Origin of the sequence: Streptomyces sp. NPDC047974 (assembly GCF_040653375.1) — a bacterium.
Taxonomy (GTDB): domain Bacteria; phylum Actinomycetota; class Actinomycetes; order Streptomycetales; family Streptomycetaceae; genus Streptomyces.
In genome coordinates, this window is the sequence record NZ_JBEZNU010000004.1 from 280,017 (window position 1) to 303,087 (window position 23,071).

The 23,071-nt window shown below is 72.6% G+C and carries 19 protein-coding genes; 9 read left to right on the top strand and 10 right to left on the bottom strand.

What is annotated here, in order from left to right; all coding sequences use genetic code 11:
* The first annotated feature begins 6 nt into the window (after positions 1–6).
* Positions 7–1,236 carry a GNAT family N-acetyltransferase gene (locus AB0E19_RS09030; RefSeq protein WP_362175573.1) on the top strand — a complete coding sequence of 410 codons (1,230 nt, stop codon included), beginning with the start codon at positions 7–9 and terminating at the stop codon, positions 1,234–1,236.
* Between the two features lie 54 nt (positions 1,237–1,290).
* On the opposite strand, the gene AB0E19_RS09035 is transcribed toward AB0E19_RS09030, so the two are convergent.
* A complete protein-coding gene (locus AB0E19_RS09035; protein ID WP_362175576.1) occupies positions 1,291–2,109 on the bottom strand; it encodes a DNA-formamidopyrimidine glycosylase family protein in 819 nt (272 codons plus the stop codon).
* A 73-nt stretch (positions 2,110–2,182) separates the two neighbouring features.
* Complete coding sequence (locus AB0E19_RS09040) at positions 2,183–2,671, bottom strand: ribose-5-phosphate isomerase (protein WP_360603081.1); 489 nt, start codon at positions 2,669–2,671, stop codon at positions 2,183–2,185.
* Between the two features lie 218 nt (positions 2,672–2,889).
* Between AB0E19_RS09040 and AB0E19_RS09045 the strand changes: the two genes are divergently transcribed.
* Positions 2,890–4,329 (top strand): amino acid permease, encoded by a 1,440-nt coding sequence (locus AB0E19_RS09045; RefSeq protein WP_362175580.1) that lies wholly within the window; start codon positions 2,890–2,892, stop codon positions 4,327–4,329.
* Between the two features lie 77 nt (positions 4,330–4,406).
* On the opposite strand, the gene AB0E19_RS09050 is transcribed toward AB0E19_RS09045, so the two are convergent.
* Complete coding sequence (locus AB0E19_RS09050; protein WP_362175583.1) at positions 4,407–5,000, bottom strand: biotin transporter BioY; 594 nt, start codon at positions 4,998–5,000, stop codon at positions 4,407–4,409.
* 285 nt (positions 5,001–5,285) lie between these two features.
* On the opposite strand from AB0E19_RS09050, the gene AB0E19_RS09055 reads away from it, so the two are divergent.
* Together AB0E19_RS09055 and AB0E19_RS09060 are read left to right on the top strand one after the other, a co-directional pair.
* Positions 5,286–6,698, top strand: coding sequence for an amino acid permease (locus AB0E19_RS09055; protein ID WP_362175586.1), 1,413 nt, complete (start codon positions 5,286–5,288; stop codon positions 6,696–6,698).
* A 116-nt stretch (positions 6,699–6,814) separates the two neighbouring features.
* Positions 6,815–8,245 (top strand): amino acid permease, encoded by a 1,431-nt coding sequence (locus AB0E19_RS09060; protein WP_362175589.1) that lies wholly within the window; start codon positions 6,815–6,817, stop codon positions 8,243–8,245.
* Between the two features lie 74 nt (positions 8,246–8,319).
* Here the strand turns inward: AB0E19_RS09060 and AB0E19_RS09065 are convergent, their stop codons facing one another.
* Positions 8,320–9,219, bottom strand: coding sequence for a hypothetical protein (locus tag AB0E19_RS09065; RefSeq protein WP_362175592.1), 900 nt, complete (start codon positions 9,217–9,219; stop codon positions 8,320–8,322).
* Positions 9,220–9,444: 225 nt separating this feature from the next.
* Between AB0E19_RS09065 and AB0E19_RS09070 the strand changes: the two genes are divergently transcribed.
* Positions 9,445–10,092 (top strand): superoxide dismutase, encoded by a 648-nt coding sequence (locus tag AB0E19_RS09070; RefSeq protein WP_360603093.1) that lies wholly within the window; start codon positions 9,445–9,447, stop codon positions 10,090–10,092.
* A gap of 165 nt (positions 10,093–10,257) precedes the next feature.
* Here the strand turns inward: AB0E19_RS09070 and AB0E19_RS09075 are convergent, their stop codons facing one another.
* On the bottom strand, positions 10,258–10,893 hold the full coding sequence (locus AB0E19_RS09075) for a DsbA family protein (RefSeq protein WP_362175596.1): 636 nt from the start codon (positions 10,891–10,893) through the stop codon (positions 10,258–10,260).
* 143 nt (positions 10,894–11,036) lie between these two features.
* Here AB0E19_RS09075 and pepN point away from each other — a divergent pair, with 143 nt between their 5' ends.
* Both pepN and AB0E19_RS09085 read left to right on the top strand, forming a co-directional pair.
* Positions 11,037–13,583, top strand: a complete 2,547-nt coding sequence (gene pepN, locus AB0E19_RS09080) for an aminopeptidase N (protein WP_362175599.1) — start codon at positions 11,037–11,039, stop codon at positions 13,581–13,583.
* A gap of 157 nt (positions 13,584–13,740) precedes the next feature.
* On the top strand, positions 13,741–14,742 hold the full coding sequence (locus AB0E19_RS09085) for a hypothetical protein (protein ID WP_362175602.1): 1,002 nt from the start codon (positions 13,741–13,743) through the stop codon (positions 14,740–14,742).
* Positions 14,743–14,745: 3 nt separating this feature from the next.
* Here the strand turns inward: AB0E19_RS09085 and AB0E19_RS09090 are convergent, their stop codons facing one another.
* From AB0E19_RS09090 to AB0E19_RS09110, 5 genes are all read right to left on the bottom strand, one after another.
* Complete coding sequence (locus AB0E19_RS09090) at positions 14,746–15,909, bottom strand: serine hydrolase domain-containing protein (protein WP_362175605.1); 1,164 nt, start codon at positions 15,907–15,909, stop codon at positions 14,746–14,748.
* A 109-nt stretch (positions 15,910–16,018) separates the two neighbouring features.
* Positions 16,019–16,486, bottom strand: coding sequence for an NUDIX hydrolase (locus AB0E19_RS09095; protein WP_362175608.1), 468 nt, complete (start codon positions 16,484–16,486; stop codon positions 16,019–16,021).
* A 166-nt stretch (positions 16,487–16,652) separates the two neighbouring features.
* Positions 16,653–17,225, bottom strand: a complete 573-nt coding sequence (locus tag AB0E19_RS09100) for an HPP family protein (protein WP_362175611.1) — start codon at positions 17,223–17,225, stop codon at positions 16,653–16,655.
* 54 nt (positions 17,226–17,279) lie between these two features.
* On the bottom strand, positions 17,280–18,164 hold the full coding sequence (locus AB0E19_RS09105) for a pyridoxamine 5'-phosphate oxidase family protein (RefSeq protein ID WP_362175614.1): 885 nt from the start codon (positions 18,162–18,164) through the stop codon (positions 17,280–17,282).
* A 224-nt stretch (positions 18,165–18,388) separates the two neighbouring features.
* Positions 18,389–18,844 (bottom strand): VOC family protein, encoded by a 456-nt coding sequence (locus tag AB0E19_RS09110; RefSeq protein WP_362175617.1) that lies wholly within the window; start codon positions 18,842–18,844, stop codon positions 18,389–18,391.
* Positions 18,845–18,981: 137 nt separating this feature from the next.
* Between AB0E19_RS09110 and AB0E19_RS09115 the strand changes: the two genes are divergently transcribed.
* Together AB0E19_RS09115 and AB0E19_RS09120 are read left to right on the top strand one after the other, a co-directional pair.
* Positions 18,982–19,524, top strand: coding sequence for a CGNR zinc finger domain-containing protein (locus AB0E19_RS09115; protein ID WP_362175620.1), 543 nt, complete (start codon positions 18,982–18,984; stop codon positions 19,522–19,524).
* Positions 19,525–19,721: 197 nt separating this feature from the next.
* The gene (locus AB0E19_RS09120; protein WP_362175623.1) at positions 19,722–23,039 is read left to right on the top strand and encodes a S8 family serine peptidase; all 3,318 of its coding nucleotides are present in this window, start codon (positions 19,722–19,724) and stop codon (positions 23,037–23,039) included.
* Positions 23,040–23,071: the final 32 nt, after the last annotated feature.

Consider the following 23,071-nt stretch of genomic DNA (forward strand, 5'->3'; position numbering starts at 1 on the left):
TGGCATATGACGACTGAGATGCGGGTGCTCGACCCTTCGGAGTGGGATCGCTGGTTCGCGACGCTGGAGCTCGCCTTCGGGGGCGTGCCGGAGGAGCCGGAGGAGCGGGCGCTGTGGCAGGACCTCACCGAGTGCGGGCGCTCGCTGGCGGTCTGGGACGGCGGCGCGCCGGTGGCGACGGCGGGGGCGTTCTCGTTCCGGGTGACCGTGCCCGGCGGGGCCTCGGTGCCGGCGGCGGGCGTGACGATGGTGAGCGTGGCCGGAACGCATCGGCGGCGCGGGATCCTGACCTCGATGATGCGCCGGCAGCTCGACGACGTGCGGGAGCTGGGCGAGCCGCTGGCCGTGCTCACCGCCTCGGAGGCCGCGATCTACGGCCGGTTCGGGTACGCGGCGGCGAGCTGGGCGCAGCGGGCCGTCATCGACACCACGCGGGTGCGGCTCTCCGTGCCGGCCGGGACGGACGCGGTGACGCTGCGGATGGTGCCGCTCGCGGAGGCCTCGGCGGTGGTGGAGTCGGTGTACGCGCGGATGGTGCCGCGCCGGCCCGGGATGCTGGCCCGCCGGCCCGGCTGGGAGCGGCTGCCGCTGCTCGACCCGCCGGGGTCGAGGGAGGGCGCCTCGCCGAGGCTGTGCGTGCTGGCGGAGCGGGACGGGGAGGTCGTCGGGTACGCCCTCTACGCGATCAAGGCGGAGTGGGGCTGGGCCGGCGCGGACGGCGCGGTGACGGCGCACGAGCTGTACGGGCTCGACCCGGCGGCGGAGGCGGCGCTGTGGCGGTACCTCTGCTCGGTCGACCTGACGTCGAAGGTGCGGGTGAACAGCGCGCCGGTGGACTCGGCGTTGCTGCACCTGGTCTCCGACGTCCGGCGCTGCGAACCGACCGTGCGGGAGCAGCTGTTCGCGCGGCTCGTGGACGTGGGGGCGGCGCTGGAGGCGCGGACGTACCGGGCGCCGGTGGACGTGGTGTTCGAGGTCGAGGACGCGTTCTGTCCGTGGAACGCGGGGCGGTGGCGGCTGTCGGGGGACGCGAAGGGGGCGACCTGCACGCGGACGTCGGACGCGGCTGATCTCGCGCTGTCCGCGCGGGAGTTGGGGGCGGCGTATCTGGGCGGTACGTCGCTGGCCTCGCTCGCCCTCGCCGGGCGCGTCACCGAACTGCGGGACGGCTCCCTCGCGGAGGCGTCGCTCGCGTTCGGGTCCGGCGTCGCGCCGTGGCTGCCGCACGGCTTCTAGGCGCGCCCTGATTGCCGCACGGGGTCCGGGCGCGCCCTGATTGCCGCACGGCTCCTAGGCGCGCCCCGCGGGCTGGCAGGTGGGGCACCAGAAGAGGTTCCTCGCCGCCAGGTCGGCCGTGCGGATCCCGGTGCCGCAGAGGTGGCAGGGCTGGTTCGCGCGGCGGTAGACGTAGACCTCGCCGCCGTGGTCGTCGACCCTCGGGGGGCGGTTCATCGCCTCGGGGGTGTGTTCCGGGCGGACCGTGTCGATGCGGTTGTGGCGGACGCCTTCGCGCATGAGGGCGGCCAGGTCCTGCCAGATCGCGGTCCACTCCCCCGCCGTCAGGTCCTTGCCCGCGCGGTAGGGGTCGATGCCGTGGCGGAAGAGGACCTCGGCGCGGTAGACGTTGCCGACGCCCGCGATGACCTTCTGGTCCATGAGCAGGGCGGCGATCGTGGTGCGGGACCTGGCGACGCGGCGCCACGCCGTGTCGGGGTCGTCCCCGTCCCGCAGCGGGTCCGGGCCCAGGCGGGCGTGGATCGCCCGCTTCTCGGCGTCGGTGATGAGCGCGCAGGTGGTGGGGCCGCGGAGGTCGACGTACGACTCCGGGTTCGCGAGCCGCAGGCGGACCGTGTCGGTGGGCGGGGGCGCGGGGGCGTCGCCGAAGTTCACCTTGCCGAAGAGGCCGAGGTGGATGTGGATCCACTCGTCGCGCGGGAAGCCGAGGAAGAGGTGCTTGCCGTGGGCCTCGGTGGTCTCCAGGACGGAGCCGTCGAGGAGGGCGGCGGAGTCGGAGAACTTGCCCTGCGGGCTGCTCGCGCGGACGGGCCGGCCGCCGAAGCGCTCCCGGTGGTCCTGGGCGAGGCGGTGGATCGTATGCCCTTCGGGCACGGCGGTTCTCCTGGGTGACGGAACGGCGCGGCCGTGCCGCCGGGTTCGGCCGGCGGCACGGACGGGCGCGGGCTCAGCCCTGCTGCGGGTGGTGGGCCGGGATCGGGGGCATGACGCCCTCGGTCTCGTACGCGCTCAGCATCTCGATGCGGCGGGTGTGGCGCTCGTCGCCGGAGTACGGGGTGGCGAGGAAGATCTCGACGAACTTGGTCGCCTCCTCCTCGGTGTGCATGCGGGCGCCGACCGCGACCACGTTGGCGTTGTTGTGCTCGCGGCCGAGGGCGGCGGTCTGCTCGCTCCAGGCGAGGGCGGCACGGACGCCCTTGACCTTGTTGGCGGCGATCTGCTCGCCGTTGCCGGAGCCGCCGATGACGATGCCCAGGCTGTCCGCGTCGGCGGCCGTCTTCTCGGCGGCGCGCAGGCAGAACGGCGGGTAGTCGTCGAGGGCGTCGTAGATGTGGGGGCCGCAGTCGACGGGCTCGTGGCCGTGGGCCGTGAGCCACTCCACGAGGTGGGTCTTGAGTTCGTAGCCGGCGTGGTCGGAACCGATGTAGACGCGCATGGCTTCGAGTGTGGCACGGCCGGGACGGGGCAGGGGTCAGCGGGGTCGGGACCTTGGTCCCGGCGGGTCACGGACCTCCGTCCCGGCTGGTCTGGACCTTATGACCCGAATATGTCCTGAATCACGATCCGGAGTCAAAGCTTCCGTACCGGCCGGTCGCCGGGTTTCATATCTCAGGCTCGCGACCCGAGCCACCCCCACACTCGAAGGAAGCGTTCATGAACACGCAGCCGACCCTCGCCAAGGAAGGCGGCACCACCGGCGACCCCGGTGAGACCCCGCAGTCCGACGGCCTCAAGGCCGGGCTCAAGAACCGCCATCTGTCGATGATCGCGATCGGCGGCGTCATCGGCGCCGGCCTCTTCGTCGGCTCCGGCTCCGGCATCGCCGCGGCCGGCCCCGCGATCCTCCTCTCGTACGCGCTCGTCGGCGCCATGGTCGTGTTCGTGATGCGCATGCTGGGCGAGATGGCCGCCGCGCGGCCGTCCTCCGGCTCTTTCTCCGCCTACGCCGACCAGGCGCTCGGCCGCTGGGCCGGATTCACCATCGGCTGGCTGTACTGGTTCTTCTGGGTGGTCGTGCTGGCCGTCGAGGCGACCGCGGGCGCGGTCATCCTGGAGAGCTGGATCCCGGCGGTTCCCCAGTGGGCCTGGGCGCTGATCGTGATGGTGGTGCTCACCGCGACGAACCTGGCCTCGGTCGCCTCGTACGGCGAGTTCGAGTTCTGGTTCGCCGGCATCAAGGTCGTCGCCATCGGCGCCTTCGTGGTGATCGGCCTGCTCGCCGTCTTCGGCGTGCTGCCGGGCTCGGACAACCCGGGCGCGGGCTTCGCGCACCTCACCGACGCGGGCGGGTTCATGCCGATGGGCGCGGGCGCGATCCTCACCGGCGTGCTGATGGTGGTCTTCTCCTTCATGGGCAGCGAGATCGTGACCCTCGCGGCCGGTGAGTCGGAGGACCCGCAGCGGGCCGTGACCAAGGCGACCAACAGCGTGATCTGGCGGATCGGCGTCTTCTACCTGGGCTCGATCTTCGTCGTCCTGACGCTGCTGCCGTGGAACGACCCGTCGATCGTGGAGAAGGGCTCGTACGTCGCCGCCCTCGACTCCATCGGCATCCCCGCGGCCGGCCAGATCATGAACGTGATCGTCCTGACCGCCGTGCTGTCCTGCCTCAACTCGGGCCTCTACACCGCCTCCCGGATGGCCTTCTCGCTCGGTCGGCGCGGGGACGCGCCGAAGGGCTTCGCCAAGGTCGACAAGCGGGGCGTGCCGAAGGCCGCGATCCTCTCCTCGGTCGTCTTCGGCTTCGTCGCGGTCTTCTTCAACTACCAGTGGCCGGACACCGTCTTCGCCTTCCTGCTGAACTCCTCCGGCGCGGTGGCGCTCTTCGTCTGGCTGGTCATCTGCGTGACCCAGCTGCGGATGCGCGGGATCATCCTGCGCGAGTCGCCGGAGAAGCTGGTCGTGCGGATGTGGCTCTTCCCGTACCTGACCTGGGCGACGATCGGCATGATCGTCTTCGTCCTCGGCTACATGATCTACGACGGCGGCAGCGCCCGGGAGCAGGTCGTGCTCTCGCTGCTGGTGGCCGCCCTGGTGCTGGCGATCGCGCTGGTCCGCGAGCGGGTCAAGAAGACCGCCGCCGCCCGCGACTAGTCGCGCCCGCACGGGAAAGGGCCCGCCGCTCCGGGGAGGAGCGGCGGGCCCTTCGCGTACGTACGGCTCCGGGGGTGTCAGCCCTTGCGGCCGAGCAGCTTCCAGGCGGCCGGGAGGGCGCCCATGGCGAGGGCGGCCTTGAGGGCGTCGCCGATGAGGAAGGGCGTCAGGCCGGCGGCGACCGCCTGGCCGAGGCTCATGCCGGTGGCGAGGGCCAGGTAGGGCACGCCGACCGCGTAGATGATCGCCGAGCCGAGGACCATGGTGCCGGCGGTGCGCAGGACCGAGCGGTCGGCGCCCCGGCGGGCGAGGGCGCCGACGACGGTGGCGGCGAGCAGCATGCCGAGGATGTAGCCGAAGGACGGCATCGCGTAGCCGGAGCCCGCCTCCGCGAACCACGGGACACCGGCCATGCCGACGACGGCGTACAGGGCGAGGGAGAGGAAGCCGCGGCGGGCGCCGAGGGCGGTGCCGACGAGCAGGGCGGCGAAGGTCTGGCCGGAGACCGGGACCGGCGAGCCGGGCACCGGGACGGTGAGCTGCGCGGCCAGGCCGGTGAGGGCGGCGCCGCCGACGACGAGGGCGACGTCGCGGACGCGGCTCGCCGGGAGGAGGTCGGCCAGGACGGTGCCCGCACGGAGGGTGCGGACGGGGGCGGCGGCGGTGCTCATCGGTACTCCGCGGGGGTGAGGGTGTCAGGACTCATCGACGCTATGCCAGGAGTGAACGGCCGATCACCGTCAGCCGCCGACAAAGCCTCGGGCCGGGGCTTCATCGGTTTCCGACAAAGAGCCGGGAGGGCAGCACACGCCACGTGATGCTTGTCACTGGCGCAAGACAACTTCTGGTCCCTTTTGCGTCAGGAGCGTGTCAACAGGGAGACTGTGGGGTCTCCATAAAGCCCGACCGAGGCTCCCCCCGCACACCGTCCTTCTCCCAGAGCGCGAGCCCCCACCATGCGCGACGCCGCACCGCCCACCCCGCTCACCGAACCGGAGCCGCTCTCGCACGGCCTGAAGCAGCGTCATCTGACGATGCTCGGGCTCGGCGGGGTCATCGGCGCCGGTCTCTTCGTCGGCTCGGGCGCGGGCATCGCGGTCGCCGGGCCCGGCATCGTGCTCTCGTACCTGATCGCGGGCGCGCTCGCGATGCTGGTGATGCGGATGCTGGGCGAGATGTCGGCGGCGATGCCGGCGTCCGGCGCGTTCTCGGTGCACGCGGAGCGGGCCCTCGGCCGCTGGGCCGGGTTCTCGGTGGGGTGGCTGTACTGGTTCCTGCTGGTGGTCGTCCTCGCCGTGGAGGCGACGGGCGCGGCGCGGATCGCGCACGGCTGGGTGCCGGGGGTGCCGCAGTGGGGCTGGGTACTGCTCTTCATGGTCGTCTTCACGCTGGCCAACCTGGCGGCGGTGAAGAACTTCGGCGAGTTCGAGTTCTGGTTCGCCGCGCTGAAGGTCGGCGCGATCGTGCTCTTCCTGGCCCTCGGCACGCTCGCGATCGTCGGGTGGCTCCCCGACACGGATCCGGTGGGGCTCGCGAACCTGACCGGGCAGGGCGGCTTCCTGCCGAACGGCTGGTCCGGAGTGATCTCCGGGGTGCTCGCCGTGGTCTTCGCCTTCGGCGGCCTGGAGGTCGTCACCATCGCCGCAGCCGAGTCGGAGGACCCGGCGCGGAACGTGGCGCGGGCGGTGCGCAGCGCCGTGTGGCGGATCCTCCTCTTCTACGTGGGCTCGATGCTGGTGATCGTGACCCTGCTGCCGTGGACGTCGATGGTGCCGGGCGAGTCGCCGTACGTGGCGGTGCTCGACGCGATCGGGGTGCCGGGCGCGGGCCAGATCATGAACGTGGTGGTCTTCGTGGCGCTGCTCTCGGCGCTCAACGCCAATCTGTACGGCTCCTCCCGGATGGTGTTCTCGCTGGCCGAGCGCGGCGAGGCGCCGAAGGGGCTGCTGAAGGTGTCGGCGGGAGGGGTGCCGCGGCGCGCGGTGCTCGCCTCGGTGGCCTTCGGCTTCGTCTCCGTGCTGCTGAATCTGAAGTGGCCGGATTCCGTCTTCCTCTACATGCTCAACGCGGTCGGCGCGGTGCTGCTCTTCGTGTGGGCGCTGATCGCGGTGTCGCAGCTGCGGCTGCGGCCGAGGATCGAGCGGGAGGCCCCGGAGACGCTGACGCTGCGGATGTGGGGCTTCCCGTGGCTGACGTGGACGGCGCTGGCGGCGATGGGCGCGGTCCTCGTCCTGATGCTGACCGACGACGGGGCGCGGCCGCAGGTGCTGTGGTCGGCGGGGGCGACGGCCCTGGTGCTGCTCGTCGCGTGGCTGAGGGAGGTCCGGGCGTCGCGGGGGGCCCGCGCGGCCGCGACGAAACGGAACTGAATCTTCACCTTGTGTGAAGGTCGTGACCGTATAGCGGACATCGGTTCCCTCTGAGCGGTGCGGACACCCAGACTGTGGGCTTCCCTCCCCGTCTCAGCTGATGAACAGGGTTGCCCATGTCCCGGACCACCGCGCCCGCGCAGGCCGACCGCGAGGGCGGCGCCGCCGCTCCCGCCGAGGGCCTCTCCCACGGCCTCAAGCAGCGCCATCTGTCGATGATCGCCCTCGGCGGCGTCATCGGCGCCGGCCTCTTCGTCGGCTCCGGCGCCGGCATCGCCGCCGCCGGCCCCTCGATCGTCGTCGCCTACGCGATCTCCGGCGTGCTCGTCATGCTGGTGATGCGGATGCTCGGCGAGATGTCGGCGGCCAACCCCGCCTCCGGCTCCTTCTCCGTCCACGCCGAGCGCGCCTTCGGCCCCTGGGCCGGCTTCACCGCCGGCTGGGCCTTCTGGTTCCTGCTCTGCGTCGCCGTCGGCCTGGAGGGCATCGGCGCCGCCAACATCATGACCGGCTGGTTCCCGGGCACCCCCGAGTGGGCCTGGGTGGCGCTCTTCATGCTGGTCTTCTGCGGCACCAACCTCGCCGCGGTGAAGAACTTCGGCGAGTTCGAGTTCTGGTTCGCCGCGCTGAAGGTCGGCGCGATCGTCCTCTTCCTCGGCATCGGCGTGCTCGCCATCGCCGGCGTCCTGCCCGGCTCGGACGCCCCCGGCACCGCCAACCTCACCGGTGACGGCGGCTTCTTCCCGCACGGCTCCGAGGGTCTGATCATCGGCCTGCTCGCCTCCGTCTTCGCCTACGGCGGCCTGGAGACGGTCACCATCGCGGCGGCCGAGTCCGAGCACCCCGTGCAGGGCGTCGCCAAGGCGGTCCGCACGGCGATGTGGCGCATCGCGCTCTTCTACATCGGCTCGATGGCGGTCATCGTCACCCTCGTCCCCTGGGACGACCAGGCGGTCGTCGAGAAGGGCCCGTACGTCGCCACCCTCGACCACCTGGGCATCCCGGCCGCCGGCCAGATCATGAACGTGGTCGTGCTCGTCGCCCTGCTCTCCGCGATGAACGCCAACATCTACGGCGCCTCCCGCATGGCCCGCTCGCTGATCGGCCGCGGCCAGGGCCCGCAGGTGCTGGGCCGCACCTCCGGCGGCGTGCCGCGCCCGGCCGTCCTGCTCTCCTCGGTCGTCGGCTTCGGCGCCGTGCTGCTGAGCTACTGGTCGCCGGACAAGGCCTTCGTCTGGCTGCTCAACACGATCGGCGCGATCATCCTCGTCGTCTGGTTCTTCATCGCCGCCTCCCAGCTGGTGCTGCGCCGCCGCACCGAGCGCGAGGAGCCGGAGAAGCTGGTCGTGCGGATGTGGGCCTTCCCGGTGCTGACCTGGGTGGCGCTGGCCGGCATGGCCGCGATCTTCTTCCTGATGGCCCGTGAGGAGGGCACCCGGATCCAGCTGTACGCGACGGGCGCGCTGACGCTCTGCCTCGCGGTCGTCGGCTTCGCGCTCCAGAAGTCGCGCGAGAAGGCGGTCGGGGCCGAGGCCGAGAAGGTCTGAGCCCTCCGCCGCTCCTCGTACGAACGCCCCGCCGGGCACGGACCCGGCGGGGCGTTCGCGCGTACGGGGCCGGGTCAGCCGCCGCAGTAGGGCGCGGTGCGGACGTACCCGCCCCGGTTCTCGTCGTCCGTGCCGAGGAGCGCGTCGCCGGTGCCGGGGAGGCACTCGACGGCCTCGACCTTGTGGCCGGGGAAGGTGCCGAGCGGGACCGGCCGGGCGGTGAGGGAGATCCGCACCCGGCCGGTGGCGGTGAGGACGACCTGTCCGGCGTCGGTGACGGCGGAGTCGAAGGGGCCGTCGTCGCCGGCGTCCGCCGCCGAACCCACCAGGATCCGGCCGGAGTCGGTGACGGAGATGTCGGAGACGTGCCGCGTCCCCGCGTCCGTGGGGTACGGGGCGGTGAAGGGGCGCCGGGAGACGGCGCCGAACCTCGGCTCGCCCCAGGCGGCGAAGGCGAGCGGGGCGGCGTAGAGCGTGGCGGGCCGGCTCTCGCCCTCGCCGCGGTCGGCCCACAGGGCGGCGAACCGGCCGTCGCGGGCGACCAGTGCGAAGCCCTCGACGTCGTCGCCCTCGCCGATCGCCGGCAGCGGGGTGTACTCGACGACCGTCGCCGTGGTGCCCGCGACCCTCAGCCGGTAGACGATCCCGCGCGCGGCGACGGCGAGGTACTCCCCCGGCATCCCGGGGATCGCCTCGACGGCCTCCAGGTCGACGGGTTCGGCCCCGTCCCAGACCAGCGGGGTGACGGTGACGGGGTCGGTGCCGTACGCGAGCCGGGAGAGGCGCGGCTGCCCGGGGCGCTTGTTGTCGTGGACGACGAGGGCGGTGCCGGTACCGGCGCCCTCGGCGGCGAGGCCGCTGACGCCGCTCCGGGCGTCGGCGCCGGCCTGGCGCCAGGGGGCGGCGGCCTGGGCGGTGCCCGCGAGCAGGGCGACGAGGGCGCCGGCGGCGGCGAGTCTCAGGGGGAGCTTCATGCCCGCACGTTATGGATCTTGAACGGGCCGGGAACAGCGGCGGTGTCCGCCGATCGGCGGAGCGCGCGGAAGCAGTCGGGCGCGCGGCGGACGGAAGCGGACGGCAGCGGACGGCAACGGACGGTGGGACTACGACCAAGGACTGATCAACTTCTCCCGCAGGTGCTGTTAGCCTGCACTTGCATAGAGGTTGCAATAAGAAGTCGGTCGAAGGGCTTGGCACACATGGCGATCTACACACTTCCGGAGCTGCCGTACGACTACGCGGCGCTGGAACCGGTGATCAATCCGCAGATCATCGAACTGCACCACGACAAGCACCACGCCGCCTACGTCAAGGGCGCGAACGACACCCTGGAGCAGCTGGAGGAGGCCCGCGACAAGGACCAGTGGGGAGCGGTCAACGGCCTGGAGAAGAACCTCGCGTTCCACCTCTCCGGCCACATCCTCCACTCCATCTACTGGAACAACATGGCGAGCCCGAAGGGCGGCGAGGGCGGCGGCGAGCCGCTCGCGGCCGACGGCGTGGGCGAGCTCGCCGACGCGATCACCGAGTCCTTCGGCTCCTTCGCGAAGTTCAAGGCCCAGCTGACCAAGGCCTCGGCGACCACCCAGGGCTCCGGCTGGGGCGTCCTCGCCTACGAGCCGGTCAGCGGCCGCCTCATCGTCGAGCAGGTCTACGACCACCAGGGCAACGTCGGCCAGGGCTCGATCCCGGTGCTGGTCTTCGACGCCTGGGAGCACGCCTTCTACCTCCAGTACAAGAACCAGAAGGTCGACTTCATCGACGCCATGTGGCAGGTCGTCAACTGGCAGGACGTGAACAAGCGCTACCAGGCCGCGAAGGCCAGCGTTCCGCTGATCTCGTTCTGACCCCGCTCGTCCCGACCCCCCGCTCGTCCTGCTCGTGATCGTCTTCTCAACCTTCACCGGGCAGGCGGATGAAAGAAGGGCCCCCGCGATGACGTGAATCGCGGGGGCCCTTCCATGCGCGGGTGACCGGGCGGGGTGGCCGGACGGGGCGGCCGGCCGGGGCGGCTACTCGAAGCTCGGCGCCGCCGTCCGCGTGCGCTTGATCTCGTAGAAGCCCGGGGTGGACGCCACGAGCAGCGTGCCGTCCCAGAGCCGGGCCGCCGCCTCGCCGCGCGGGGTGGGGGTGACGACCGGGCCGAAGAAGGCGACCTCGTCGCCGTCCGGGCCGGGCACCGCGATCACCGGGGTGCCGACGTCCTGGCCGACCTTCCCGATGCCCTCCGCGTGGGAGGCGCGCAGCTCGGTGTCGTACGTGTCCTTGTCGGCGTACTCCGCCAGGTCCTCGGGGAGACCGGCGTCGCGCAGCGCTCCGACGACGGCCTCGCGGGTGGGGCCCTCGCCGTTGTTGTGGAAGCGGGTGCCGAGCGCGGTGTAGAGCTTGCCGACGACCTCGTCGCCGTGCAGCCGCTGGGCCGCTATGACCACGCGGACCGGGCCCCAGGCCTTGGTCTCCAGCATCTCCCGGTACTCGGCGGGGACCTCGTCCAGGCGGTCCTCGTTCAGGACCGCGAGGCTCATCACCTTCCAGCGCACGTCCACCGGGCGGACCTTCTCCACCTCCAGCATCCACCGGGAGGTCATCCACGCCCAGGGGCACAGCGGGTCGAAGAAGAACTCTGCGGTGGTCCTGCTCTCGGACATGTCACTCCTCGGGGCGGCGGAAAGGGGGGATGTGCACCGACTTGGCGCAACACCGACGGACCGTGTCGGCATTCCCGTGCGCCCGGTGAAAGGTGCGCATGGGAGGATCGGTGCTGTTTCGAACACGCCACGAAGGAGTGACCGTGCCCGGTGAGAACCTGTCCCGCGACGAGGCCCACGAGCGGGCGGCGCTGCTGTCCGTCGACGGCTACGAGGTCGCCCTCGACCTGCGCTCGGCGGTCGGCGAGTCCACGGAGGCGGTACGCACCTTCCGCTCGGTGACGACGATCCGCTTCCGCCGCACCGGCGACGGCGACACGACCTTCGCCGACCTGGTCGCGCCGTCGGTCACCTCCGTCACCCTCAACGGGCGGGAGCTCGACCCGGCGGCCGTCTTCGACGGGGCCCGGATCGCCCTGGACGGCCTGGCCGACGAGAACGTCCTGGTCGTCGACGCGCAGTGCGCCTACAGCCGCACCGGCGAGGGCATGCACCGCTTCGTCGACCCCGAGGACGGCGAGGTGTACCTGTACACCCAGTACGAGCCGGCCGACGCCCGACGGGTCTACGCCAACTTCGAGCAGCCCGACCTGAAGGCGCCGTACCGCTTCGAGGTGACCGCGCCCGACGCGTGGACGGTGTGGAGCAACGGCGCCGGCGAGCGGGGCGCCGACGGTGTGTGGCGCTTCGCGGAGACCGCGCCGATCTCCACGTACATCACCTGCGTCGTGGCCGGCCCGTACCACTACGTCACCGACACCTACCGGCGCGGCGACGTCGAGATCCCGCTCGGCGCGATGTGCCGCAAGGGGCTCGCGAAGCACTTCGACGCGGACGACGTCTTCCTGATCACCAAGCAGGGCTTCGACTTCTTCCACGACAACTTCGACTACCCGTACCCCTTCGGCAAGTACGACCAGGCCTTCGTGCCCGAGTACAACCTCGGCGCCATGGAGAACCCCGGCATGGTCACCTTCACCGAGGAGTACATCTACCGCGGCAAGGTCACGCGGGCGGCGTACGAGCGGCGCGCCAACACGATCCTGCACGAGATGGCCCACATGTGGTTCGGCGACCTCGTCACCATGGTCTGGTGGGACGACCTGTGGCTGAAGGAGTCCTTCGCCGACTTCATGGGCTCCTTCTCGCTCGCCGAGGCCACCCGCTTCACCGACAGCTGGGTCACCTTCGCCAACAACCGCAAGGCGTGGGCCTACCGCGCCGACCAGCTGCCCTCCACCCACCCGGTCACGGCCGACATCCGCGACCTGGAGGACGCCAAGCTCAACTTCGACGGCATCACCTACGCCAAGGGCGCCTCCGTCCTCAAGCAGCTCGTCGCCTACGCGGGCCGGGACGCCTTCCTGGAGGGCTCCCGCCGCTACTTCAAGCGCCACGCCTACGGCAACACCCGCCTGCACGACCTGCTGTCCGTGCTGGAGGAGACCTCGGGCCGCGACATGAAGGCCTGGTCGAAGTCCTGGCTCCAGACCTCCGGCGTCAACGTCCTCGCCCCCGAGGTCACCTACGACGCCGAGGGCCGGATCACCGAGCTCGCCGTCCTCCAGGAGGGCGACGAGCTGCGCCCGCACCGGATCGCGGTCGGCCTCTACCGGCTCACCGAGGGCGCTCTCGTGCGGTACGCGCGCATGGAGACGGACGTCGCCGGACCGCGCACGGTCGTCGCCGAGCTGGCCGGCAGCGAGCAGCCGGACCTGATCCTCGTCAACGACGACGACCTCACCTACTGCAAGGTCCGCTTCGACGAGCGCTCCCTCGACACCCTCCGCGAGCACCTCGGCTCCGTCACCGACCCGCTGGCCCGCGCCCTGTGCTGGTCGGCGCTGTGGAACCTGACCCGGGACGGGCTGATGCCGGCCCGCGACTTCGTCGCCGCCGTGCTCGCCTTCGCCGGCCGCGAGACCGACATCGGCGTCCTCCAGATGCTGCACGCCTGGGCGCGGACCGCCGTCACCCACTACGCGGCCCCCGCGTGGCGCGCGGAGGGCGGGCGGCGGCTCGCCGAGGGCGGGCTGCGCGAGCTGCGGCTCGCCGAGCCCGGCAGCGAGCACCAGCTGACCTGGGCCCGCTTCCTCGCCGCGACCGCCTCCTCCGACGCGGACCTCCAGCTCCTGGAGGGGCTGCTCGCCGGCACCGCCCGGATCGACGGCCTCGACGTCGACCAGGAGCTGCGCTGGGCGCTGCTCTCCCCGCTCGCCGAGTACGGCCGGGCCGACGAGACCCGCATCGACGAGGAGCTGGCCAGGGACGACACCGCCAGCGGCAAGCGCCACCAGGTGCGCCTCCTTGCCGCCCGGCCGTCGGCGGCCGTCAAGGCGCAGGCCTGGGCGCAGGTCGTCGAGTCGGACACGCTGTCGAACGCGCTGGTCGGCGCGGTCATCGGCGGTTTCGCGCAGCCCTCGCAGCGCGAGCTGACCGCCCCGTACGCGGAGAAGTACTTCGCGGTGATCGAGCGGATCTGGTCCGAGCGGTCGATCCAGATCGGCATGGACGTGGTGCGCGGGCTCTTCCCGGCCCACCAGGACCGTCCGGAGACCCTGGCGGCCACCGACGCCTGGCTGGCGGAGCACGCGGACGCGGCTCCGGCGCTCCGCCGGCTCGTCCTGGAGTCCCGCGACGACCTGGCGCGCGCGCTGCGGGCGCAGGAGTGCGACGCGCTGGAGGACTGAGCCGCCACCGGCGGGAGGGTCCGGGCGTTTGCGGACCCTCCCGCGCGGGTCTCTCTCGGCAGTCGAACGCGCGTACTTTAGTGCGGGCTTGTCCGGGTTCGGCCACCGCCTTGTAACAGGCCGTTAGGGCCGGGCCGGGGTGCGGAAGACCCCCGGCATGAACCACGACACCCCCATCAGCCCCCGCCCCCTCGCCTCCCCCGCGGGCATCGCCCGACGACTCGCCTCCACCGGCCAGTTGCGGGCCATGGGCGTGCCCGCCGCCGAGGTCGCCGGACGGGTCGCGGCCGGCGGCGACTGGCAGCAGCTGCTGCCCGGCGTCTTCCTGCTCCACCCCGGCGCGCCGACCAGCGACGACCGGCTGCGGGCCGCGCTGCTCTACACCCGCAGGGACGGCGAGGCGCCCCTGTACGGCCCGGGCGCGATGCTCACCGGGCTCGCCGCGCTCGCCCTGCACGGCTTCTCCTCCGCTCCCCCGCCGGCCGCCCTGGAGCGGATCGACGTCCTGGTGGGCCGCACCCGGCGGCTGCGGTCGACCGGCTTCGTACGGGTGGTGCGGGCGCCGGAGTCCCCGGAGCCGGTGGAGCTGGACGGGCTGCCGGTGGCACCGGTCGCCCGGGCGCTGGCCGACGCGGTCTCGGGGATGCAGGACGCGGAGGGCGTCCGCCGTCTGCTCACCGAGGCGGTGCGCGGCGGCCACTGCGAACCGCCCGTCCTGGTCCGGGAGTTGAGCCGGCTGCGGCTGCTGACCCGGTCGCACGTGGTGGACGCGGTGGACTCGCTCCTCGTGGAGGGGCGGGCGCTGTCGGAGGAGCGGCTGTACGAGATGGTGCGGGACTTCGCGCTGCCGGACCCGGTGTGGAACGTGGACCTGCGGCTGCCGGGCGGCCCGCACCTCGGCGGGGTGGACGCCTACTGGCCTGACCAGGCGGTGGCGGTGGAGCTGGACACCCGGGCGCCGCGGCAGGACGAGGACGCGCTGTGGTCCGAGTACACCCGCAAGCGGGAGCACCTGGAGCGGCTCGGCATCACGGTGGTCCACCTGACCCCGCGCAAGCTGCGCGAGGCGATGGACCAGCAGGCCACCGTGGTCCGTACGGCCCTGATGGCCGCGGCGGAGCGGCAGCCCGCCGCGTACGTCGTCGTCCTGCCCCGGTGAGCGCTACTTCTTCGCCGGGACCGTGCCGCAGAACTCGGCGTCGATGACGGCCTGGGTGTCGCCGGTCCAGTCGGCGTTGATGTTGGCGGCGAGGGTGTGCCGGCCGTCGCGGGTGGTGTACGCCTCCGACAGCGAGCCGTGGATGCCGCCGCCGTGGCCCCAGACCTCGGTGCCGCAGCTCAGCTTCTGCCAGGAGATGCCGAGGCCGTAGCGGAAGTCGGGGTACTCGGCGGAGACCGGCACGGTGGTGGTGAGTTCGCGCAGCTCGGCCTTGGGCAGGAGCCGGCCCTTGAGGAGGGCGCGGTAGAAGGTCTGGAGGTCGGCCGAGTCGGAGATCATCTCGCCGGCGGCGTGGGCGAGGGAGGGGTTGAGCTCGGTGACGTCGTGGACGGGGGCCGTCTTCTCCGGGGCGAGGGTGGAGTAGGCGCGGCTGCTGGGCCGGGGGACGTTCACCCGGGTGCCGGGGACGCTGGTGGCGCGGAGCTTGAGGGGCTTGATGATCCGGTTCTCGACGGCCTTGCCGTAGGGGCGGCCGGTGACCTCCTCGATGACGAGCCCGGCGAGGACGAAGTTGGTGTTGGAGTAGCGCCAGGAGGTGCCGGGGGCGAACTCGGGGGCGTGGCCGGTGGCGACGGCGACGAGGTCGCGCGGGTTCCAGGTGTCGTAGCGGTGCTCCAGGAAGCCGGCCCCGAAGACCTTCTGCTGGAAGGCGGGGTCCTCGGTGTAGCTGTAGACGCCGCTGGTGTGGTTGAGGAGCTGGCGGACGGTGATCTTCCGGCCGTCGTGGCCGTTGCCGCGGACGAGGCCGGGGAGCCACTTCTCGACCGGGTCGTCGAGGTCGATGCGGCCCTCGGCCTGGAGCTGGAGGAGGACGGTGGCGACGAAGGTCTTGGTGATGGAGCCGACGCGGTACCGGTCGTCGCCGCCGCGCTCGCCGGCCGTGCCGGTCCAGGAACGGCCGTCGACGCGGGCCTGGGCGACGGCGCCGGGCACGCCGGCATCGACGTTGGCCTGGAGGGCCGCCTGGGTGGCGGCGTGGTCCTTCTTCGCCGGGGCCGCGGGCGCGGCGGGGCCCGCCGCGAGGGCGGGGGCGGCGAGCGCGGTGACGGTGAGGCCTGCGGCGAGGGCCGTGGCGACGACGGTACGGGCGGTGCGGGCGGTGGCCATGCGGGTTCCCCTGTTTCCGTGGTGATCCGGTGATCCGGACGTGCGGTCGGCGGGGAGGACCACGGGGGGTGCGGAAGGGTTGAGCGCCCGCGGGACGGTTGAGCCCTTTTCAGCCGTTCGCCGGACCCGTGAGGCGGGAGCGGCCCACGGGGGGCCGTTCCCGCCACAGGTCGAGGCCGATGTCGACGAGTTCGACCCGGGGCAGGTCCGGCACGGAGTCCAGCGGGTGCCAGGCCGCGAGGTCGGTGGAACCGCCGGTCTCGCTGCGGAGTTCGCCGCCGGTGATCCGGGCCTCGTAGAGGATCCGGAGCCCCTGGAAGGAGCCGGGCGCGCCGATGCGGGCGATCCACTGGCGCATGATCGAGTCGATGCCGAGGAGGGCGGTCGGCTCGACCGCGTACCCGGTCTCCTCCTCGACCTCGCGGACGACGGTCCCGACGGGTTCCTCCCCGTGGTCCATGCCGCCCCCGGGCAGGGTCCACCGCTTGGTGCCGTCCTTGGCCACCCAGCGGGCGAGCAGTATCCGATGGTCCCGGACGACTACGGCGTAGGCCGCCACCCGCAGCTCCTGCTTCATGGGCAGCAGGCTAGGGGCCCGCAGGGAAGCAGGATGCCGCTTTCACTCGGGTGCGTCGGCGGTGGGTCAGAAGATTGTCCGACCGTTCTTCCACTCGTGTCATGGTCGGACGTGCCGCACCGCGTGCAGTCCGCAGCCCACCCTTTGGTGAATCGCGGACCACGTCTTAGATCCAGTACACGGGGTACGTACGGCGGGTGGCCTTGGCCATGAGCAGGCCGGCGGCGACGAGCAGCGCGCAGGAGGCGAGCAGCAGGCCGGTGAAGGTCCAGAACGGCGGGCTGCCGAGGGCGACGATCACGGCGGTGGCGGCGGCCGGGGAGTGCGGGGCGCGGGCGAGCATCATCGCGCCGAGGGCCAGGCCGCCGGCGACGGCCGCGCTCCACAGGCCGGGGCCCGCGACCGCGAGGACGGCGAAGCCGGTCAGGGCGGAGAGGAGTTGCCCGCCGACGACCGACCGCGGCTGGGAGAGCGGCAGGTCCGGGGAGGCGGCGACCAGCGCCATGCTCGCGGCGAGCGGCGGGATGAGCAGCGGGTGGTGCAGCACGGTGCCGAGGGCGACGAGCAGGAGGAGGGCGGCGGTGCTGGTGCCGGTGGCGACGAGGACCGCGAGCGGGCGGGGCCGGGGCGGGGGCCCGGGGCGGCGTACGGGGGCGGGGGCGGCGGCGGGTGCAGGGGCGGGTGCGGGCGTGGACGGCGCGGGCGTGGTGGCCTCGATCGTCCGGGCGGCAGTGGTCACGGGTTCCTCGGGATCGGGGATCGGGAGTCCGCGTGCGGGCGGCGGGGTGCGCGATCAGGGGGTGGTCGGATTGGCCGGGGAGTATTCCGGCGCGGACCAGCGCAGGGGGCTGGCGGCCGGGGTCTCGACGACGCTGTCGACCCGGAAGCGGACGTACCGCTCCTCCAAACGGTATACCGTTTCCGCCCGGCCGCTGAGCTGGAGGGTCGTGCCCTTCTCCCAGTCCAGGAAGAGGAGACCCGCCCTTTCGTCGGTCTCCAGGTTGCCGAGTGTGAGGAACATCGCGTTGCCGGGGTAGTCCCGCCAGAGGAGTTCGCGGGGGCCCTCGGTGTGGACGAAGCCGGGGTTGCCGCCGCGGTGGCTGGCGTCGGCGCCGTCCGGTCCGACAGTGGCGACGAAGAAGGTGTCGGCCGCGCGGACGGCGGCGAGCTGGTCCTCGGTGAGGGCGTCGCCCCGGTGGGCGGGCGCCCGGCCGGGCCCCGCGGGATCGGGGGCGTACAGCTCGCGCTTCTGGAGGTACTTGGGGCAGTTGGCGAAGACCTGCTCCGCCTCGATCAGCAGGCCGCGGGCGCTGGGGCGGGCGGTGCCGTTGAGGCGCATGCGGCGGCGGGTGCGGGGGTCCAGGGCGAGGGTGCCGACCGGGGCCTCGGCGGTCAGGGCCTCCGCGAGCGGGTCGTCGGGACGGAGCGCCGCCGCGACGGAGACGGTGTGCGGGTCGGTCGCGCGGGCGAAGCCGGGCGCGCCGGCCAGCAGGCTCGCCCAGACGCGCCCGTCCGGGGCCGCCGCCCCCAGCACCAGCATGGGCTGGAGCTCCAGGAAGGCGGCGGCGACCGGACGGATGCCGGGACGGACGCTGGGGGCGATGTGGGCGGCGGCCTCCTGGACGCCGAGCTTCTGCTGCACGGCGAGCGAGCCGTGGTGGTAGGCGGTGCTGCTCATGGCGGGCTCCAGGTGGGTGCGGGCGCGGGGTGCGCGCGGCGGGCGCGGGGCGCGTGGTGCGCGGGCTCCGGGTGCGGGCGCCGGACTCCGGGCGCGGGCTCCGAGCGCCGGACTCCGGGCGCGGACTCCGAGCGCCGGACTCCGGGCGCGGACTCCGAGCGCCGGACTCCGGGCGCGGACTCCGAGCGCGGGGCTCCGGGCGCCGGGCGCCGGGCGCCGAGTGGCTAGAAGAAGCCGCAGGTCGGGGCCGTGGCGCTGGGGGCCGGGGCGCCCTCCGCGCCCTTGGGGACGTTGATCTCCAGGCGCGTGCCGTCGGGGTCGTGGAAGAAGATGCCGGCGGCCGTGGCGCCTTCGCCGAGGGCGACGACGCCGTCGTAGGCGAAGGCGACGCCCTCGGCCTTGAGGGCGGTCTCCGCCTCGCGGACCTTCTCGATGGACTCGGCCTCGAAGGCCAGGTGGTGGAGGCCGGCGCGGTTCGCCTCGTACCCGCCCTCGGCCTGCTGCCAGAGGGTGAGCGTGAGCCGGCCGCCCTGGCCCAGGAAGGCGTAGCGGCGGCCGTCGGCGTCGCCGGAGCCGATGACCTCGAAGCCCAGGACCTCCCCGTAGAAGCGGAGCGAGCGGTCCAGGTCGGTGACGTTGATGCCGATGTGTGCCGTGTTCAGCGTGCCGATCGCGGACATGACGGTCCCCTCGTCTTCGGTCGCCCCCTTCGGGCTAACCGCTTAACTCGACTTTAGAGGTTAGAACTCTCGGGGCGCAACCCGTCACGTACGCTTAAGGGGTTAGATCGCCCCGGGGGTCGAGGAGGATGCCCGTCATGACCGTCACCGACCCGCGGCCACTGACCGGCGAACCCCTCTCCCTGGACCTGCTCAACACCCGGTGGATGAGCGAGGGGGAGCCGCGGGACCTCCTCGCCGACACCGAGGGGCTCGCGGTCTGGCTCGCCGCCAACGGGCTCGACGGGCGGTTCGCCGCCGACGAGGACACGCTCCGGCACACCCGCACCGCCCGCGAGGCACTGAAGGCGCTGGTCGACCGGCCCGGGGACCCGGACGCGACCGCCCGGGTCGACGCCGTCCTGGAGCACGGCCGGATCCGCGTGGAGCTCACCGCCGACGGGCCCGGCGAGCGCGCCGAGTTCGCCGACCCGGCGTGGGGGCCGGGATGGACGGCCGCCCGTGACCACCTGGACCTGCTGCGGACCGTGCCGGACCGGATCAGGGTCTGCGCGCACGAGGCGTGCATCCTGCACTTCCTGGACACCTCACGGAACGGCACCCGGCGCTGGCACTCGATGGCGACCTGCGGCAACCGCGCGAAGGCGTCCCGGCACTACGCCCGCGCCAAGGAGCAGTGAGAGCCGACAACCACCCGCCGAATCGCCCTCATTGAGGGCGATTCGTGCTCTGTGGCGGAGGACGCGCCGTGGCGGATGTACGCCATGGACACAACATGGCCTCCAGGAACTCTCCACAAAACCCTGTCACTTGCGAAAGGCTGAGCGGTCATCCGGTACCGGAATCCGGACTCTCTCCTTTCACAACAGGGATGTAAATGACCACCCCCGAAACCCAGAGCTCCATACCCGGGCGCTCGACCGGGACCGGACGGGCGGCGCGGATCGCCGCCGCCGCCGGCCTGGTGACCGCGCTCGTCGCGGCCGGTGCCGCCCCGGTCCTGGCCGCCGACGACCCGGCGGCCACCACTCCCCCGGTGAAGACCGCGGAGCCCGCCGACAAGCTCGGCGCCATCGACGCGCAGCGCCTCTCCGAGGCCGAGGCCGCCGGCGAGTCGCACGTCACCATCCTCGTCGCCACCGCGCCCGGCGCGACCGAGCAGGTAGCCGGCCAGCTCGACGCCGTCCCCGGCGCCTCGGTCGGCAACCGCAACGACGAGCTCGGCTACGTCCGCGCGACCCTGCCGACCGGCAAGGCCGACGCCGCCATCAAGGCGGCCACCAAGCTCTCCGCCGTCCAGTCGGTCGACCTCCAGGCCGAGATCGAGCTGGACGACCCGCGCCCCGACGCCGGTGTCCCCGGCGCCGTCGAGGGCACCACGGTGACCCGGACGTACCCGGCGCCGTCGAAGTACACCCCGGCGAAGAACCCGTACAACCCGTCCCACGAGACGGGCGCCGTCGAGTTCGTCGAGGACCACCCGCGCGCCGACGGCCGCGGCGTGACCATCGGCATCCTCGACTCGGGCGTCGACCTGGGCCACCCGGCCCTGCAGAAGACCACCACCGGCGAGCGCAAGATCGTCGACTGGGTGACCGCCACCGACCCGCTCACCGAGGGCGACGGCACGTGGCGCGCCCAGATCACCCCGGTCGCGGGCCCGGTCTTCACCGCCGCCACGCAGTCCTGGAAGGCGCCCGAGGGCTCCTACCAGTGGAGCCGCTTCAGCGAGTCGGTCACCGCGGGCGGCGACCCGGCCGGTGACATCAACCGCGACGGCGACACCACCGACGTCTTCGGCATGCTGTACGACCCCGCCGCCGGCACCGTCCGCGTCGACACCGACCAGGACAACGACTTCACGGACAACGAGCCGATGAAGCCGTACAAGGACGGGTACGGCATCGGCTACTTCGGTACCGACGACCCGGCCACCGAGGTCGCCGAGCGCACCCCGTTCGTCGTGGAGATCCGCAAGGACGTCCCGATGGACCCGCTGGGCGGCACCTGGGTCGGCCAGAAGCGCGACTTCGTCAACATCGGCATCGTCGAGTCCTCGCACGGCACCCACGTCGCCGGCATCACCGCCGCCAAGGGCCTCTTCGGCGGGAAGATGAACGGCGCCGCGCCCGGCGCGAAGATCGTCTCCTCGCGCGCCTGCACCTGGACCGGCGGCTGCACCAACGTCGCCCTCACCGAGGGCATGGTCGACCTCGTCGTCAACCGCGGCGTCGACATCGTCAACATGTCGATCGGCGGCCTGCCCGCGCTGAACGACGGCGACAACGTCCGCGCCCGCCTCTACACCCGTCTCATCGACGAGTACGGCGTGCAGCTGGTGATCTCGGCCGGCAACTCCGGCCCGGGCACCAACACGATCGGCGACCCCGGCCTGGCCGAGAAGGTCCTCTCGGTCGGCGCGGCGGTCTCCCAGTCGACCTGGGCCGCCAACTACGGCTCGGCCGTCGAGAAGAAGTACGCCATGTTCCCGTTCTCCTCGCGCGGTCCGCGTGAGGACGGCGGCGCCGCCCCGCTGGTCACCGGCCCGGGCTCGGCCGTGAACACCATCCCGACCTGGCAGGCCGGCTCCGGCGTCGCCGAGGCCGGCTACGCGCTGCCCGCCGGCTACGGCATGCTCAACGGCACCTCGATGTCGTCCCCGCAGGTCGCCGGCGCGAGCGCGCTGCTGCTCTCCGCCGCCAAGCAGCGCGGCATCGAGCTCTCCCCGCTGACCCTCCGCACCGCCCTCACCTCGACCGCCAAGCGGATCCCGGGTGTCGCGGCGCACGAGCAGGGCGCCGGTCTCGTCGACGTCGTCGAGGCGTGGGACTCGATCAAGGACGGGGCCACCGCCCACTCCTACAAGGTCGAGGCCCCGGTCGACACCGTGATCTTCCCGGCCCCGCACACCGGCACCGGTGTGTACGACCGCGAGGGCGGCCTCAAGGTCGGCCAGAAGAAGGTCTACGACGTCACCGTCACCCGCACCAGCGGCCCGGACCGTGCCATCGAGCACGAGCTGGACCTCAAGTACAACGACGGCACCTTCCGGATCCTCGGCGACGACGAGATCGACCTGCCGCTGAACAAGCCGGTCACCGTCAAGCTGGAGGCCCGTCCGACCACCGCCGGTGTGCACAGCGTGCTCCTGGAGGCCGACGACGAGCGCACCGAGGGCGTCGACAAGCAGATCATGGCCACCTCGGTCGTCGCGAGCGACCTGGTCGCCCCCGGCTACTCCTTCTCGACCGCCGGCTCGGTCCAGCGCAACAGCACGAAGTCGTACTTCGTGACCGTGCCGCAGGGCGCGACCTCCCTGGAGGTGGCGATCGGCGGCCTGAAGGCGAAGAGCCAGACCCGCTTCATCGCCATCCACCCGTACGGCGTCCCGGTCGACCCGACCGCCACCACGGGCTGCTACCCGCACTACAACCCGGCGAACACCTGCCGCCCCGACCTGCGGTCGTACACCAACCCGCAGCCCGGCGTCTGGGAGATCGAGGTCGAGGCGCGCCGCACCTCGCCGGACCTCGACAACCCGTTCAAGCTGGACGTCGCCGTGCTCGGCGCCTCCTTCGACCCGGCCGTCCAGACGGTCGCCGAGGCGAAGGTCGGCACCCCGGCCGCCGTCGAGTGGACCGTCACCAACGGCTTCGCCGGCCTCGACGGCAAGCTGAAGGGCGGCTCGCTCGGCTCGGCCAAGGTCGAGACCCCGACCATCCGGCACCACGAGCAGCAGACGAAGACCCTCACCATCGGTGAGGGCGTCGAGCGCCTCGACATCGCGATCGGCAACACCTCCGACAAGGCCGCCGACCTCGACCTGACCGTGCTGCTGAACGGCAAGCAGGTCGGCCAGTCCGCCGACGGCGACTCGGAGGAGTCCGTCTCCCTCGTCAAGCCGGCGGCCGGCACCTACAGCGTCGTCGTCGACGGCTACGCGGTCCACGCGGAGGGCGGCACGACCTACGACTACAAGGACGTGTACTTCTCCCCGTCGCTCGGCACCGTGAAGGTCGACGAGGCCAAGACCTACCCGCTCGCCAACGGCGCGAGCACCGAGGTCGCGGCCGAGGTCGTCGTCGGCGGCCCGGCCCCCGAGGGACGCCAGTTCTTCGGCCAGGTCCAGCTCCTCAACGCCCGCGGCACCGTCGCCGGCACCGGCAGCGTCCTGATCGGCAGCGTCACCCCGTAACACCCCGGCACGAAGAGGGGCGGGCGTCCGTA

What these genes read in the sequence shown, in the direction of transcription:
- AB0E19_RS09030 (WP_362175573.1), top strand. Translation starts at nt 7, where the DNA reads ATGACGACTGAGATGCGGGTGCTCGACCCTTCGGAGTGGGATCGCTGG.
- AB0E19_RS09040 (WP_360603081.1), bottom strand. Translation starts at nt 2,671, where the DNA reads ATGCGCGTCTACATCGGTTCCGACCACGCCGGCTACGAACTCAAGACC.
- AB0E19_RS09045 (WP_362175580.1), top strand. Translation starts at nt 2,890, where the DNA reads ATGAACACGCAGCCGACCCTCGCCAAGGAAGGCGGCACCACCGGCGAC.
- AB0E19_RS09050 (WP_362175583.1), bottom strand. Translation starts at nt 5,000, where the DNA reads ATGAGCACCGCCGCCGCCCCCGTCCGCACCCTCCGTGCGGGCACCGTC.
- AB0E19_RS09055 (WP_362175586.1), top strand. Translation starts at nt 5,286, where the DNA reads ATGCGCGACGCCGCACCGCCCACCCCGCTCACCGAACCGGAGCCGCTC.
- AB0E19_RS09060 (WP_362175589.1), top strand. Translation starts at nt 6,815, where the DNA reads ATGTCCCGGACCACCGCGCCCGCGCAGGCCGACCGCGAGGGCGGCGCC.
- AB0E19_RS09065 (WP_362175592.1), bottom strand. Translation starts at nt 9,219, where the DNA reads ATGAAGCTCCCCCTGAGACTCGCCGCCGCCGGCGCCCTCGTCGCCCTG.
- AB0E19_RS09070 (WP_360603093.1), top strand. Translation starts at nt 9,445, where the DNA reads ATGGCGATCTACACACTTCCGGAGCTGCCGTACGACTACGCGGCGCTG.
- AB0E19_RS09075 (WP_362175596.1), bottom strand. Translation starts at nt 10,893, where the DNA reads ATGTCCGAGAGCAGGACCACCGCAGAGTTCTTCTTCGACCCGCTGTGC.
- AB0E19_RS09085 (WP_362175602.1), top strand. Translation starts at nt 13,741, where the DNA reads ATGAACCACGACACCCCCATCAGCCCCCGCCCCCTCGCCTCCCCCGCG.
- AB0E19_RS09090 (WP_362175605.1), bottom strand. Translation starts at nt 15,909, where the DNA reads ATGGCCACCGCCCGCACCGCCCGTACCGTCGTCGCCACGGCCCTCGCC.
- AB0E19_RS09095 (WP_362175608.1), bottom strand. Translation starts at nt 16,486, where the DNA reads ATGAAGCAGGAGCTGCGGGTGGCGGCCTACGCCGTAGTCGTCCGGGAC.
- AB0E19_RS09105 (WP_362175614.1), bottom strand. Translation starts at nt 18,164, where the DNA reads ATGAGCAGCACCGCCTACCACCACGGCTCGCTCGCCGTGCAGCAGAAG.
- AB0E19_RS09110 (WP_362175617.1), bottom strand. Translation starts at nt 18,844, where the DNA reads ATGTCCGCGATCGGCACGCTGAACACGGCACACATCGGCATCAACGTC.
- AB0E19_RS09115 (WP_362175620.1), top strand. Translation starts at nt 18,982, where the DNA reads ATGACCGTCACCGACCCGCGGCCACTGACCGGCGAACCCCTCTCCCTG.
- AB0E19_RS09120 (WP_362175623.1), top strand. Translation starts at nt 19,722, where the DNA reads ATGACCACCCCCGAAACCCAGAGCTCCATACCCGGGCGCTCGACCGGG.